Source organism: Streptococcus parasanguinis (genome assembly GCF_964238605.1).
Lineage (GTDB): Bacteria > Bacillota > Bacilli > Lactobacillales > Streptococcaceae > Streptococcus > Streptococcus parasanguinis_AJ.
The window spans coordinates 90,967-107,095 of record NZ_CAXSMM010000006.1 but is presented as its reverse complement, the minus strand read 5'-3'; the positions used below and the strand labels follow the sequence as shown (position 1 = coordinate 107,095).

Here is a 16,129-nt window from a genome sequence, read left to right as displayed (position 1 = left end):
TGCTCGAAAGAGCAAGGCCTCTTTGTTTGGTATTGGAAACTTAGAAAAACATGCATAAATGTGATGAAAAAGTTTCAGTAAAATTCCATTGACTTGAAGTAGAGAAAACAGTATACTAGTAAAGCAATTTGATCTTTCAAACTGCCGGCAACAAGGGGAATGAATCCACTTTGAATTGGAATACAGTAGGGTTTGGAGTGGTAGTACTTCACACCCTTATTGTCGTCAGTCACCCTCATAAAAGGGATCTAGACTCTGAATGAGTTGTATAAATATAAAAAAACTTCCTTGGAACAGAATTCCATAGGAAGTTTCTTTGTGTTTGGGATCTACTCTTGTTTCTTTTTGTAAGGGATAAGACTGGACAAACCTGCTAAGAGGCCAAGTCCAAGTAGGGCTAGCTGAGAGGTTTCTTCACCTGTTGCAGGTAGATGAGTTCCTTCTTGAGGTGTGTTAGGAACAACTTCAGGGAGTTCCTCTTTTTGGCTTATTGTTTCAAGAGGTTTCTCCTCTTCTTTGTTAGAGAGAAGTGTTGATCCCTTTTCTTCATGAGACTCAGTCGTATTTGCTTTTGTCACGGAAGGAAGAGGGCTAACTGTTTCTTCTTTTTCTGTTTCTGGGGATGGTTGTGGAGTAGGGATTTCTTTCACCTTGTAGGCAAAGATCAAGATGGTTGTTCCCACTTCTACGTTCCCAGTTTGTTCAGCTGCACCGATCCGTTCGTAGATGTGGCCGTCGTAGGAGATCTCATCTGGTGCGCTAGCGACGTAATGGGTTCCATTGTCCACATTTGTTGCAACAGCAAGCTCTGGTTGCAATTCAGTGCTAGTATCTTGGATGACAAATCGCGCGATGACTGTTCCCGTAGCTAACTTGTAATCATAGATGACAGTTTTCATTCCCTTAGTGACTGTGCCACTTGGATCAGCAGAATCAGCACGGTGTCCAACTAGATGGTAGATACGACCATCTTTTGTGATTTCTGTTGGGGCCTCACTGGTGTACTTGGTGCCGAAATCTACCTCTGTAGCGAGGTCTTGCGCCTCTTGCAGATCAGTGTCGCCTCCCTCAGTGAGGAATCGTACTCTGACAGATCCTTTGCTGATGGCATAGGTAATAGCAGTATCAGCTGTTGGAGATTCAGGGCTTGGAAGAAGATAGCCTTTGGTCTCGTCAAGAGGATCCACAAGGTTTAAGACTTGTCCACGAGCATCTTTTGGCTCTAATCCTTCCACGTAAGGAAGGATAGCAGTAGGAGATGCGATAGCAGTTGGATTTGTGGGATCGTTTAGATAAGGGATCTCTTTTTGAGCATGGGCTGGCTCTTTACCAGTAGCATAGCTGATCCTATAGGCACCGACTGGGCGATAGATGACCGTATCTGTGATGTCTGCTGCATCAGCATGAATGCCTGTATGTTCTCCTGCTTTTGTCAGATCAGAAGAGACGGCATCAGTCGATTCTTCTGCTACGACAACATATCCTTTTTTGACGGGATTTTCAAGAGCTACAAAGCTTGTGCCGTCTTGCGCTATCCAGTCTTCAAGACTTGTCTCACCTGTCACCAAATTGATGGTACCTTTGCGAGTGAAATGAAGGCTGTCAGTTTGGTCAGCTATTCCTGCAGACTGGCGGTTAGATCCATCCTGGTCCTCAGTCACATAGGTCGCTGTACGAGTCACTGTTTCAGACAAATGATTCAGATCAGCCGTTGTTTGACCAGCTGGAGCTAGAGGAGTTGGATAGACACGCCCCTCGCTGTCTCCTGGAACAACTTGACCGGCTTGGATGGGTTGTGCTGCAGAAAATTCTACAATTTTTGGTGCCAAGCGGACAATAAACTCTTGAACGCCATCTTCATTTGTGTTGTTAGCGTCGCGGTCAAAGTTTGGTTGTCCGTCTGCATCGAAGCCATTTTCTACTAGTTCATAGCCTTTCTTCAAATAGTTGGCAATGGTTTCTTTTGTCGAGTAGTTGATCTTTTCACCTGTATGACCAACCAAATTACTGGAACGCTCGAGCTCAACTCCGTTTTCATCTTGATAAAGAACATGAGCGGCTTCATTGAGTTTGACATAGAGCATATCCCATACATCTAGACTAGGAACATCGATAGCAGCCATCCATTGGCCAGCCCCTCCGTCATAATAAACATTTGCGTTTGTTTCTCGGAGGTTGATGTTGTATTTTCCTTCAACAGCATCAGGTGTTGCCCAGTAAATGCTGGCGTGTTCAGCCTGGTCTTTTGTGATTTTTCCGAGTGGAACAAAAGCTTGAATATTGGTTAGTTTTTCGGTTGTATTCACAGCGCTGTTCCATTTGTTTTCAGTGATGCCGACCAAATTGATCAAGTGAGCAATCCGATCACCCGTCTTGGTTTCTTTTGTAATGGTATAAACGGTTCCAGGTTGAACCCCGTCAGCATTATCCAGGTTGGATCCGATGAAGTTACCGTTCACCAGTACATTTGTATTGTCTACAATCCGACGGGTATCATGCGCCAAGGTGTCGCGTCCGCGGAGAAGTTCTTGATAAGCAACGATGAATTCTTGGTAGTTGAATTCTGCATTAGCAAAGTCAGCATTGACTGGTAGGTTTTGATTGAGATACCATTCTGCTTGGATCACCCCAAAACCTTTAGCATCCTGAGAAGTATTGAGGGCTGCAGTCGTCATATGGTAACCACCGCTTGCTGCGATGATGGCATCTGTCAGTAATTCGTTGTCTTTGCTGAGGGCTGATGCATTTTTACCACGATGGGTATAGGCTGCGATGATAGGAGATTTCCCCTTGTATAAATCACGCATCCGTTCGGTAAGGCGCGTCAAGGCTTGGTAGGTAGAGTCATAGGCAATGCTATCTCCCCAAACTTCCGCATAAGGTGCAGAGACATTGGTCTTACCTAGTCGATTAGCATCTCCAGTAGAGATATCGTTGATCATGAAGTCATAGCCTTCTTTTTTGAGGGCCTCTGTTGCAGCTGTGGCTAGTTCTGGATAGTGTTCGCTCAAAGAGAAGCCTTTTCCAGGTTCACTGACTTTTTCCACCCAGTTAGAGCCCATGGTATCCCCTTGCCATCCATCAAAATTCCCTTCTTTCATGGCTTTGGTCATGACTTCAATGATAAATTTTTGCCAATTTGGGTCGCCTGGATCGAGAAATTGTTGGATATCGGTCGCTGTGACATCACCCTTTTTACCAAAGTTGAAATGGTCTTGTAGATTGCGAACAATGGCACTTTTCACTTCATTTGGAACCCCTTCTTCGAGGGAAACTGCGTAAATCATGTTATACAGCATGGCTTTGGCACCAGTTGTATGGACATGAGCCACTAGCTCTTTGACGGCTTCTGTATCGATGACAGGTAAGTAGGACTTGCGCTTGTCAGGATCTGTTTCGTTATTTGGAATCAAGAAAGTCGCCCAATCTTGAGTGAAACGTTCAACATTTGTTGGGAATGGGTTGGCAGGCGTATTGTAGACATCATAGAAGAAATAGTTGTTGATGTGCATATTGGCCAATTGGTCAATACTATTTTTGTAACCTTCTACCTGATCATTGGTGATGGAGTTGTGATTGTCTTTTGAGCCGGCAACCACCCCATAACGTGGGTAGATCGTCCAGTCATCTTCAACAGCAAGACCCGCTGCCTTATGAAAGGCTTGGGAGCCATCTGCTTTCTTACCAAGGACATCAACGATAAATCCAGCATTAGGTGAAAAGACTGTACTTGGAATTGTCAGTTCGCCACCTTCAACGTTTTTCTTTTCATAAATGACCTGATCTAAATGAGAGACAGTGATATCAGAAGAAACCACTTCAGGGTTGTTGATGGAGATCCGAACGTCTTCCCCACTTTTATAAGTCGCTTTATCAAAGGTGACGTCGTTGGTGATTTTTGGAGTATTATAAGTAGTTACTGGAGCTGCACTGACCGGTTGAGTGGCAGTCACAGTTGGTGTTGATTCCGATGGCGAAGACGTTGCTTCCGTCGTAGCACCTTCTTCACTAGTAGTGGTAGGAGTACTGGTATTGGTTGCTACTGGTTGAGCGGTTGCTGGGATCTCAGAAGTCGGATTGGGATTGACCTCGTCAGCCATGGCAACAGAGCTTAACATCAAGGCTCCAAAAAGGGTAATCATAGAGACCAATGCCTTGTTGCGTTTGCGGAAATAGCCGTGCCCTTTTTCAGAGACACTATTTTTTTGTTGATTCATTTTTTTCTCCCACATACTGTTTGTATAGTTTACTGAACAGTTTAAAGTAAATTGTTCTATCGATGCCAATAAGTATACGACATTTCACTAGATAGTGTCAATTTAAGAAAGAAAGTCGACATGTAAACTTTCATGAAATTATTAGAAAACCGCACTAAATAAAGGTTTTTGATTCAGAAAAATGAACAAATGAAAAACGTTTGACACAAAATTTCCTCTCATTTTAAAAAAGGTACAAATTAGTGATAAAAGTAAATAGAGGAGAAATGCTTGTAAAAACCTTATTACTAAAAGAAATCAGCAACCGCTCTTACGAGCCTTGGCTTACTTGGTGTGATCGCAACAGATTTGGGTCTAGCTTGAAAGAAAAAAGAAGATTAAGATGTTCTTTTAATCCTTTAAAAAATCTCACGATTAAAAACCAGAAGGCAAAACCTTTTGGTTTTTTATAAAGCATGAAAAGGGAATTGATGACAATTTCCTATAGGTTCTCCTCCATATTTATGTTACAATTAAACTACTATTATCGAAGGGAGAAACTATGATTAATTCAATTGTTTCACAAGGTTTGATTTGGGCCATTTTAGGGTTAGGAATCTTTATGACGTTCCGAATTCTAGATTTTCCAGATATGACGACAGAAGGTTCTTTCCCGCTTGGAGGAGCGGTGGCGGTGACCTTGATTACCAAAGGGGTCAATCCACTCCTTGCGACGCTGGCTGCTATTGGAGCAGGGTGCTTGGCAGGACTTGCGACGGGTCTTCTCTACACAAAAGGAAGAATCCCGACACTCTTGTCAGGGATCCTCGTGATGACGTCTTGTAACTCGGTCATTCTATTTGTCATGCAGCGGGCCAATTTGGGACTTCTGGGCTATAAAAAAATTCAGGAATTTCTTCCTTTTGCCAGTGGGTTCAATGAGATTCTGATTGGCTTGATTTTCGTAACGCTTGTGATCCTTGGTTTGATCTTCTTCTTGGATACACGCTTGGGTCAAGCCTATATTGCGACAGGGGACAATCCAGATATGGCCAAGAGTTTTGGGATCAACACTGACCGGATGGAGTTGATGGGCTTGGTCATTTCAAATGGGATTATTGCTCTTTCTGGTGCACTGATGGCCCAACAAGAAGGCTATGCGGATGCTTCACGTGGGATTGGTGTCATTGTTATTGGGCTTGCCAGCCTCATTATTGGAGAGGTGCTCTTTTCAAATGTCACTTTGACAGAGCGCTTGCTCAGTATTGCGATCGGATCGATCGCCTACCAATTTTTGATTTGGGCCGTGATTGCGCTTGGCATCAATACCAGCTATATTCGAATCTTCAGTGCCTTGATCTTGGCTATCTGCCTGATGATTCCAACCTTTAAGGGAAAAATCATGAAAGGAGCGAAACTCAGTAAATGACAGCAATTGTAGAATTAAAAAATGTAACCAAAGCCGTGAGCAATGGGATGAACGAAGAAAAAGTCATTCTGGATGATGTTTCCTTGGAAATTCGAGAGCATGATTTTATCACGATTTTGGGGGGCAATGGAGCGGGAAAATCAACCCTCTTTAATACCATTGCTGGGACGCTTCCGGTGAGCAGTGGGAAGATTTATATTTTGGGGGAAGATGTAACAAACTATTCTCCTGAAAAGAGAGCCAAGTACCTATCGCGGGTCTTTCAAGATCCTAAAATGGGGACAGCGCCTCGCATGACGGTTGCGGAAAACCTCTTGGTAGCGAAGTTTCGCGGAGAAAAACGTGGCTTGATTCCGCGGCACTTGGCCAGCTATAAAGAAGAGTTTCAAACAGTCCTTGCTAAGATTGGCAATGGCTTGGAAAATCATATCGACACAGCCGTTGAGTTTCTATCGGGTGGGCAACGACAAGCCTTGAGTCTGTTGATGGCGACACTGAAACGCCCAGAACTCTTGCTTTTAGATGAACACACTGCTGCCTTGGATCCAAAAACCAGTCAGGCCCTCATGACCTTGACGGATCAGTTTGTGAAACAAGATGCCCTCACAGCTCTTATGATCACCCACCATATGGAAGATGCTTTGAAATATGGAAATCGCTTGATTGTGATGAAAGACGGACACATCGTCCAAGATCTCAATCAAGAAGAAAAAGCCCAAATGACCATCGCAGACTACTATCAATTATTTGAGAAAGAATAAGATACAAAGGGCGTAGCGGATACAGTCAAAATAGGGAATTCGACGCAGAATCTTCAGATTCTAGGAGAATTCATCTTTTTGACACAATCCGCAGCCCGTGTTCAATTCGTGTAACGGCAAGTACTATGGTACCTTGCCTACACGACTCACTAACTCCTCAGGTGGATGGTATCGATCCACCTTCGTCCTGTCGCATTTCGCTAAGATACAAAGGGCGTAGCGGATAAAGTGAAAATAGGGAGTAGGCCAGAAGCGACATACTTAGGTGGTTTGATGTAGAAGTAGTTTGTTTGCATGCTAGAGAGTGGGACAGAAATCGGTTATTCGTTAGAATTCGATTTCGTCGTCCCACCTCCGCACAGTTAAGTAGGGCTGTAAAAGCTGATGAAATCAGCGTACTAGAGCCCACTCAACCACTGCGTCTTGCTCGACAATCCAAAAATAATTGAGAGGCTAGGACTTTTGTCCCAGCCTCTTTTCTTTTTCTTAAATCATCTATAAAACCACATAAAAATAGGAACTAGTTTCAGATGGAAACGCTTGCAATCGCTAAGGGGGTTGAGTATAATATAGTTAGAAAGATGAAGAAGGGATTGATACCAATGCCTTATCGAGTTAAAATTTAGGTTACTTCGTTTTAGGCCTGTTTTGCTGATATCTGTTCATGCTCTTATCGTAAAAGAGTAGTCATGTCGTGTGTGTCGGATCGGTTGGACGGTCGGGCAAACCTGCTTAGTTTGTCCGGAGACATAAGAAAACGTGGAAATAGTAGGTAGAAGCTTTTTGTAAAGGTTTTCAAACTTCGATGCGTCCAGTCGAAAACTAATCATTTGGATTTAGGATAGCAAAGAAAACCTCTGGTATTTTACACAAATACTATTAAATGAAATCAACATCATAAACATTGTTTTGTTAGCCAAAAGGTTAATTGCACCAAGTCAGTGAAGCAGACCAGGCCTCTAGTCCCGTAAGACTGGAGGCCATTTTTATAAAATACTCAGGAGGAGGTGAGAGTATGGGATTGTCGTATGCGCAAGAATATAGTTGTCGGGACCATTTTCGGCAAAGAGCTTTTGAGCGCTTTGGCGTAGATGATCAGCACTTGAATAAGTGGATCAACCAACACCTCTCCTCCCTCTCTCCTTATGATAGTAATGTGGTTCAACCCGCCAACACAGAAGCCTATGTAGCCAGTGATGGCGTCATCTTTGTCTGCAATATCAAAAGTCGGGAGTTCATCACTTGCTTTAAGGCGGTTAATTACCAAGAATCTAAGGAAGAAGAGGAAGCCTATACGGACATTCACGAAAACAATGTCGCTTCCTTCAAAAAAGATGTGAACCACCTAGTCAATCGCTACCGACTCAAGGAAGCCAAAGAGCTGTTTGAAAACATTGGGGAGGACTTGGATGATTTTTATCGCCTGTCCCAAGCGGTCAAGAACGGCCAATTGAGCGAGCGAAATAGTAAGCGCTTAGAGGAATTGTTAGGCAAGTTTCATGTGATCAAGGCAGCTATGCGGATCATTGAAAATAAACGGGGAGATTACCATCTTTAGGGTCTTTTCCCCCTAAAAATAGGCGCCTAGAAGCCCTCTCATCTACTTCAGATGAGAGGACTTTTTTGCTGTGGAAAGCTTTTTGAAAAAAAGAGAAAAAAATTGTATAATAGAGTGGATATGCAAGTATTTGCAAAGCTGTAATTCGACTTGGGCGACCAAGGACCGTAAGTATTAAAATAATCACACTAAAGGAGACAACAGTGAGTAGTATTAAATTAGTCACTCTTGGCGGTGTTCGAGAAAATGGGAAAAATCTCTACGTTGCCGAAGTGAACGATTCGATTTTTGTCTTGGATGCAGGTTTGAAGTATCCAGAAAATGAGCAACTTGGGGTGGATGTCGTTATCCCCAACATGGATTATCTATTTGAAAACAAGGACCGCATTGCGGGTGTTTTCTTGACCCATGGTCACGCGGATGCCATTGGGGCCTTGCCTTATCTTTTGGCGGAAGCGAAAGTCCCTGTATTCGGGACAGAGTTGACCATTGAGTTGGCTAAACTCTTTGTCAAAAGCAATGACAGTGTGAAGAAATTCAACGACTTCCATGTCATCGATCAGAATTCTGAGATTGATTTTGGTGATGCCGTCGTGTCTTTCTTTCAAACAACCCACTCCATCCCTGAAAGTATCGGGATTGTGATTGGCACTCCTGAGGGCAATATCGTCTACACAGGAGACTTTAAATTTGACCAAACTGCCAGCGAGTCGTATGCGACAGACTTTGCTCGCCTAGCTGAGATTGGACGCGAAGGTGTGCTTGCCCTCTTGAGTGATTCAGCCAATGCGGATAGTAATATTCAAGTTGCCAGTGAGCAAGAAGTAGGCGATGCCATCTTAGATACGATTGCAGACTGGGATGGTCGTGTCATCGTAGCGGCGGTAGCCAGCAACCTTTCTCGGATCCAGCAGGTCTTTGATGCTGCGGCTGAGACTGGCCGTCGAGTGGTCTTGACAGGGTTTGATGTGGAAAACATCGTCCGCACAGCTATTCGCTTGAACAAATTGTCTCTTGCCAACGAAAAACTCTTGATCAAGCCAAAAGAAATGAGCCGTTTTGAGGATCATGAATTGATCATTTTGGAAACAGGCCGGATGGGTGAACCGATCAATGGTTTGCGTAAGATGTCGATTGGTCGTCACCGCTATGTGGAAATCAAAGATGGGGACTTGGTCTACATCGTCACAACGCCGTCTATTGCCAAAGAAGCAGTAGTGGCACGTGTAGAAAACATGGTCTACCAAGCAGGTGGAGTTGTCAAATTGATCACGTCAAGCTTGCGCGTATCTGGTCATGGAAACGCGCGGGACTTGCAGTTGATGATCAACCTTCTTCGTCCTAAATATCTCTTCCCAATCCAAGGGGAGTACCGTGAATTGGATGCCCATGCACGAGTGGCGATGGAAGTCGGTATCTTGCCTGAAAATATCTTTATTCCAAAACGCGGAACGGTGATGGAGTATGAAAAGGGTGACTTCGTTCCTGCCGGTAGTGTCTCAGCGGGAGATGTCATGATTGATGGGAATGCCATTGGGGATGTGGGCAATATCGTCCTTCGTGACCGCAAGGTCTTGTCAGAAGACGGGATCTTTATCGTGGCGCTCACCGTGAATCGCAAAGAGAAGAAGATTATTTCCAAAGCGCGCGTGCACACCCGTGGTTTTGTCTATGTTAAGAAGAGTCGGGATATTCTTCGTGAAAGTTGCGAATTGGTCAACCAAAGCGTCGAAGATTATTTGACACAAGATAGCTTTGACTGGGGTGAGTTAAAAGGTTTGGTACGCGACAACTTGTCTAAGTTCTTGTTTGAACAAACCAAACGTCGTCCAGCCATCCTACCAGTCGTGATGGAAGTAAAATAATAGAAGAAATGAAACGCTTGGCGGGCGAAGGCTTGCCGAGTGTTTTTAACAGTAGGAAGAGGAAAGCAAATGGCAGTTATGCAGATTGAGTATTATTCAGAAGCTTTGAAGATGGAGTGGGGGGTGTCCGTCCTTTATCCCGATGCATCGCGCGTGGAAGATCCAGCGGATACGGATATTCCTGTTCTCTATCTCTTACACGGGATGAATGGCAACCACCACTCCTGGTTGAAGCGGACCAATGTGGAGCGCATCCTGCGCAATACCAATCTGATCGTGGTCCTACCCAACACCAATAATGGCTTTTACACAGATACACAGTATGGCTACAACTACTACACGGCCATTGCGAAAGAATTGCCAGAGACTCTTTCTCGCTTCTTCCCGAATATGACTAAGAAACGGGAGAAAACCTTTATTGCGGGTCTATCCATGGGCGGCTACGGATCGATGCTCTTGGCTCTCAAGACAAATCGTTTCTCTCATGCGGCTAGTTTTTCTGGTGCTTTAAGTTTCCATGATAGAGACTTTGAAAACAATGACTTGGAACGACCAGCTTTTTGGAAGGGAATTTTTGGAGAGATTGAGGATTGGACGACCAGTTCCTATTCGCTAGAGACGGCTGCCAAGAAGTTTTCAGATAAGAAGACCAAACTATGGATCTGGTGTGGGGAGCAGGATTTCCTTTATGAAGCCAATAATTTTGAAGTCAAGGAATTAGAAAAATTAGGCTTGGATGTCACCTATACCCACAGCCCAGGTAAGCACGAATGGTTCTACTGGGAACGTGAGTTGGAGCACTTTTTACAAACCCTGCCAATTGACTTTGAATTAGAAGAACGGTTAAGCTAAGATAGCAATAGATTGGATATAAGTCAGAGCATTTGTTCTGGCTTTTTTTATATATAGGAAGAAAAGCTAGAAAGGCCACTTATTCATTTCAGTCCTGCTTTCTTTATGGTATAATAGGAACGATTGAAAAATGAGCTAGAAATAGCGAACAAGATAAGAGGAGAGAAATATGGCAAAAGATATTCGTGTGCGTTATGCACCAAGTCCAACTGGACTACTACACATCGGAAATGCTCGTACAGCATTGTTTAACTACTTGTATGCGCGCCATCATGGTGGAACCTTTATCATCCGTATCGAAGATACGGACCGCAAACGTCATGTCGAAGACGGAGAACGTTCCCAGCTTGAAAACCTGCGTTGGTTGGGCATGGACTGGGATGAAAGTCCTGAGACGCATGAAAACTACCGCCAGTCTGAACGGCTACCACTTTATCAAAAATACATCGACCAACTCTTGGCGGAAGGAAAAGCTTACAAATCTTACGTCACTGAAGAAGAGTTAGCGGCTGAACGTGAACGCCAAGAAGCAGCGGGTGAAACACCTCGCTATATCAACGAATACCTTGGCATGAGCGAAGAAGAAAAAGCTGCTTATATCGCAGAGCGTGAAGCAGCGGGTGTGATTCCAACGGTTCGTTTGGCAGTGAATGAGTCTGGTATCTACAAATGGCACGATATGGTCAAAGGCGATATCGAGTTTGAAGGTGGCAATATCGGTGGGGACTGGGTCATCCAGAAGAAAGATGGCTACCCAACTTACAACTTTGCCGTTGTCATCGATGACCACGATATGCAAATCTCTCATGTTATCCGTGGAGATGACCACATCGCCAACACTCCAAAACAACTCATGGTCTATGAAGCGCTTGGATGGGAAGCGCCAGAGTTTGGTCACATGACCTTGATCATCAACTCTGAAACAGGTAAGAAGTTGTCTAAACGGGATACCAATACCCTTCAGTTCATCGAAGATTACCGGAAGAAAGGCTACCTTCCAGAAGCAGTCTTTAACTTTATCGCTCTTCTTGGTTGGAACCCTGGTGGGGAAGACGAAATCTTCTCTCGCGAAGAACTGATCAAGCTCTTTGATGAAAATCGCCTCAGCAAGTCTCCAGCTGCTTTCGACCAAAAGAAAATGGACTGGATGAGCAATGAGTATATCAAGAATGCGGATCTTGCGACCATCTTTGAAATGGCCAAACCATTCCTCGAAGAAGCAGGACGTTTGACAGACAAGGCTGAAAAATTAGTGGAACTCTACAAACCACAAATGAAGTCGGTGGACGAAATCGTTCCATTGACAGACCTTTTCTTCTCAGACTTCCCAGAGTTGACAGATGCAGAGAAAGAAGTCATGGCTGGTGAAACCGTGCCAACTGTACTTGAAGCCTTCAAAGCGAAACTCGAAGCCATGTCAGACGATGAGTTTGTAGCAGAAAATATCTTCCCACAAATCAAAGCAGTTCAAAAAGAAACTGGGATCAAAGGGAAGAATCTCTTTATGCCAATCCGTATCGCCGTTTCAGGTGAAATGCATGGTCCTGAATTGCCAGATACCATCTACTTGCTTGGACGCAAAAAATCCATCCAACACATTGAAAACATGTTGGAAAAAATCAGATAATTATCAGAAAAGTCCCTATTAAATGGGGCTTTTTGTTTTACCTCTAAAGTAAAAGTATTATAGGATTTTTTCAAAAAATTGCCCCGGTTTGACAAATTGATCCTACTGAAAACGATTTTATCACTATCTAAAACAAAAATTATAAAAAAATAGCAATAATTAAGGATAATTGCTTCCAAAAATCGACAGATTAGTCTATAATGTTAGGGAAATAAAAAATGTAATAAGGAGACAGAAATGTTTTTTAAACGTTCGAACGGTGAATTCCGTGAAACGGATCGTGTGACCCGTTTCAAATTGATCAAATCAGGTAAAAACTGGTTGCGTGCTGCGACTTCTAACTTTGGTCTTTTGAAAGTCATTCGTGGTCAAGTCGAAGAGACTGTTGTAGCTGAAGTGCGTGAAGACGCAGTATCAGTGAAAGAAATGACAAGCCGTGGCTTGCTCAAAGGGATCGTAGCAGCTGGTGCTGTTCTTGGTGCAGCTACAGTAGCAAATACTGCAAAAGCAGATGAAACAGGATCAGACGTTGCGACTGCATCTGAGCTTTCAAGTGAAGCTCTTGTAGAGCAAGGAAGTACTGTACTTGGTACAACTTCAACAACTGAATCTCAATCTGAATCAACTACAGAATCAACTACAGAATCAACAACTGAGTCAACAACAGAATCAGCTAGCGCTTCTGCATCTGCAAGTGCTTCAACCTCTACAAGCGTATCTGTATCTCACTCAGCTTCATTGAGCGAACAAGGTTCAGCAGAACTTTCAGCAGCTTCAAGCGAATCAACTGTAGCAGCTGGCTCTGAAGCAAGTGTAGAAAGCACTACAACAGTAGCGAAAGCTGAAGATAAAGTTGTTTTGGAACAAAACACTTCAGAAGCAGCATTGTTGAACAAGATTGCAGGAGACTACTCAGCAACTGTTTCAGCTCCAGAAAAGAAAGCAGCACTTGATGCTGCCATCGCTAAAGTTCAAACAGAATTGACAGCAAGCAACAGCTTGATCAACGCTAATGCTTCAGCTCAATCTTACGCAGACCAACGCGAACGTTTGAGCAAGTCAGTAGATGACATGATGGCAACCTTGACTGCAGCAGGATTTACTGGAAACACAACAGTAAATGGTGCTCCAGCTATTTCAGCTCAGTTGGCACCAATCGCTACTTCAAATACACTTTCAGCAGGTGTTGACGCAACTCCAGGTATGGACGATGCTAACGGTGCAACACTTACAGACAAAGCGACAAGCATTCCTGCAGGATACTCAGCTGACCCAGCTTCAGGTCGTTTGACATTCGGTGTTTGGAACCTTAAATCTTACAACGAAGCTTATAACACAAACTATTATGTGACTTTGTCAATTGATAAGACAACTAGCACAAACAATCCTGATGTTTATGTTCGTTTGGTAGATAAAACAACAGGAAATGAAGTTGCAAATACAACATTGACTTCAGCCAACTCTGGTAAAGAGGTAAACCTAGGTAATCTTTCAGCTAATAAATATTACCCATACTTTGTTTACAATGCTTCTACAGATGGTGGTTCTGCAAGTGTGGATGCTATTATTAAGAACAATGAAGAGACTGCGTTTGCTAAAAAGACAGAACAAATTTTTGACTACTTGACTCCAGCCAACCAAGGTGAATCTAAACCTAACGTAGAAGTTGGTGTGCCATCAACTAAGATGAGCCAAACAACTCACTATAAAGTAGTTGATACAACTTCATCGACTTATGATGCTTCACGTTCATCATCAGATACAACAACTCAAAGTTATAAACCAACTGGAAATGAAACAGAACTTGCTTCATATACACAAACTGGTATTCAAGGTCAAAATTATACGGCTTCAAATCCACGTTCATTTGAAGGTTATGTCTTGTACCAACAAGCGGATGCTTCAACAATGTCTGGTGAGCTAGGTGGTACAGTAGGTACTAAGTATGCAGAACTTAAAGGTGGACGCCAACATTATTACGTAAAACGTATCCGTGAAGTTGTAGCTAACGATGGTTCAACAGTAACAAAACTTTATGTTTTGGATCCATCAGCAGTTTCAACCTATAATGAAGCTACTATGGCTAATAATACTGATACGACTGGTTACACACTAGTTTACACAACACCAGTTATTAAACCAGGTGAAAAGTATATTCCATCTGCAACAAACATGGAAACTGATAAGTATACAGTTGCAAGTAAAAATGGTGATTACGAATTAACAGTTTCTCCTTGGCATAATCCTAGCGATAACCCACCATTAGGTTTTGCATATGTTACAGGTTGGTTTGCAAAAGGTCATGTTGGTGATGCTAACTATATGTTCATTGATGAACCTAAGGGAACTGAAAATTCAGTAGCAGGTGGTAATACACAGAACGTTATCGGTGGACGTACTAAGTATGCCTTGCTTCCTGATGGTAAGACAATAAAGACAGATGCATCTGGTAATCCAGTTAAGACTGTTGGTGGATTTGGTGTCCAATACTCAATTCCATCAGCAAATGAAAAACCATCTGGTGATACAGTGCACTACTACAAGAAGACAGATGAAAAAGGGAATGTTTACGTTCACTATAAAGATACTGAAGGAACAACTATTAAAGCTTCAGTAACAGATGAAGATAAACAACCTATCAACAAAGCATATGACACAGTAGTAGATAACCGTCCAGATACAATTGAGTACAACGGTAAAACTTACGAGTTGGTACCAGCAGGTACATATACTGTTGGTGAAGTTGACTCAGATGGTCACCTAAAATCTTCAAATGATATTAAAGGTTCAGTTGCTAAAGAAGATAAGAATGTAACGTATATCTATAAAGTGAAAGAAACACCAAAAGAAGGTGAAGTTGTTATCACTTATGTAGATACGAAAGGTAACGAAATCCAAAAATCTCGTCAAGATACACCTAAATCACCATATGACACACCATATGATACAACTGAAAAAGGTGAAAAACCAAATATCATCAAGACAACTGATGGTAAGACCTATAAAATTGTTCCTAAAGGTGATTACCCAGTAGGAGGTGTTGATGAAAATGGTCATTTGAAATCTTCAGATCCTATTACTGGTAAAGTTGACAAACCAAAATCTACCATTACTTACGTTTATGAAGAAGTTGGAAGTGTCTTTGTTCATTATAAAGATATTAACGGAAATACGATCATGGGATCTGTTATTGATGAGCAAGATCAACCACTTGAGAAGGATTATGATACTGTAGTAGATAATCGTCCTAAAGAAATTAAGTTCGAAGGTAAGACTTACGAACTTGTAGAAGCTGGTAATTACCCAGTAGGTCAAGTTGACAGCCAAGGTCACTGGACAGGTGATGATGATACGACTGGTAAAGTGGCTTCAGGTGAGAAGAATGTTACTTATATCTATAAGTTGAAAGTGGAATCACAATCAGATTCAGGTTCAAATTCAGCATCAGCATCAACATCAGCTTCACAATCATTATCAGAAGTTGTATCTAACTCACAGTCTGTATCAGAACAAGCTTCTACATCATTGTCTGAATCAGCATCGGTATCAGCATCTGAGTCATCGTCGTTGAGCACGTCGGCGCAAGAATCAGCAAGCGAATCAGCATCAGAATCAGCGTCAGTATCGGCATCTGAGTCAGCATCGTTGAGCACATCAGCGCAAGAATCAGCAAGCGTATCAGCAAGCCAATCAGCGTCATTGAGTACATCGGCTTCAGCATCAGCATCAACTTCAGCAAGCCAATCAGCATCATTGAGCACATCGGCTTCAGCATCAGCATCTACCTCAGCAAGCCAATCAGCGTCATTGAGCGCATCGGCATCTGAGTCAGCATCCGTAT

The 16,129-nt window shown here is 42.9% G+C and carries 9 protein-coding genes; 8 read left to right on the top strand and 1 reads right to left on the bottom strand.

What is annotated here, in order from left to right:
* Positions 1-329 precede the first annotated feature (329 nt).
* A complete protein-coding gene (locus ACESR9_RS06330) occupies positions 330-4,217 on the bottom strand; it encodes a glycoside hydrolase family 66 protein (RefSeq protein ID WP_373106094.1) in 3,888 nt (1,295 codons plus the stop codon).
* A gap of 266 nt (positions 4,218-4,483) precedes the next feature.
* On the opposite strand from ACESR9_RS06330, the gene ACESR9_RS06325 reads away from it, so the two are divergent.
* The 8 genes from ACESR9_RS06325 to ACESR9_RS06290 form a co-directional block, all read left to right on the top strand.
* Entirely contained in the window at positions 4,484-4,669 is a 186-nt protein-coding gene (locus tag ACESR9_RS06325; protein WP_373106091.1) for a hypothetical protein, read from the top strand.
* Between the two features lie 89 nt (positions 4,670-4,758).
* Positions 4,759-5,625 carry an ABC transporter permease gene (locus tag ACESR9_RS06320; protein ID WP_003008955.1) on the top strand — a complete coding sequence of 289 codons (867 nt, stop codon included), beginning with the start codon at positions 4,759-4,761 and terminating at the stop codon, positions 5,623-5,625.
* The gene (locus ACESR9_RS06315) at positions 5,622-6,386 is read left to right on the top strand and encodes an ABC transporter ATP-binding protein (RefSeq protein ID WP_070586758.1); all 765 of its coding nucleotides are present in this window, start codon (positions 5,622-5,624) and stop codon (positions 6,384-6,386) included. The genes ACESR9_RS06320 and ACESR9_RS06315 overlap by 4 nt, the downstream gene beginning before the upstream one ends.
* Before the next feature lie 1,015 nt (positions 6,387-7,401).
* Complete coding sequence (locus ACESR9_RS06310) at positions 7,402-7,944, top strand: hypothetical protein (protein WP_049473337.1); 543 nt, start codon at positions 7,402-7,404, stop codon at positions 7,942-7,944.
* Positions 7,945-8,147: 203 nt separating this feature from the next.
* Complete coding sequence (locus ACESR9_RS06305) at positions 8,148-9,809, top strand: ribonuclease J (protein WP_373106087.1); 1,662 nt, start codon at positions 8,148-8,150, stop codon at positions 9,807-9,809.
* Positions 9,810-9,878: 69 nt separating this feature from the next.
* Positions 9,879-10,661, top strand: a complete 783-nt coding sequence (locus ACESR9_RS06300; RefSeq protein WP_373106085.1) for an alpha/beta hydrolase — start codon at positions 9,879-9,881, stop codon at positions 10,659-10,661.
* A 169-nt stretch (positions 10,662-10,830) separates the two neighbouring features.
* Positions 10,831-12,288 carry a glutamate--tRNA ligase gene (gene gltX, locus ACESR9_RS06295; protein WP_373106082.1) on the top strand — a complete coding sequence of 486 codons (1,458 nt, stop codon included), beginning with the start codon at positions 10,831-10,833 and terminating at the stop codon, positions 12,286-12,288.
* A 237-nt stretch (positions 12,289-12,525) separates the two neighbouring features.
* Positions 12,526-16,129, top strand: a 3,604-nt coding sequence (locus ACESR9_RS06290; protein ID WP_373106110.1) for an accessory Sec-dependent serine-rich glycoprotein adhesin, incomplete at its 3' end; no start/stop codon positions are given.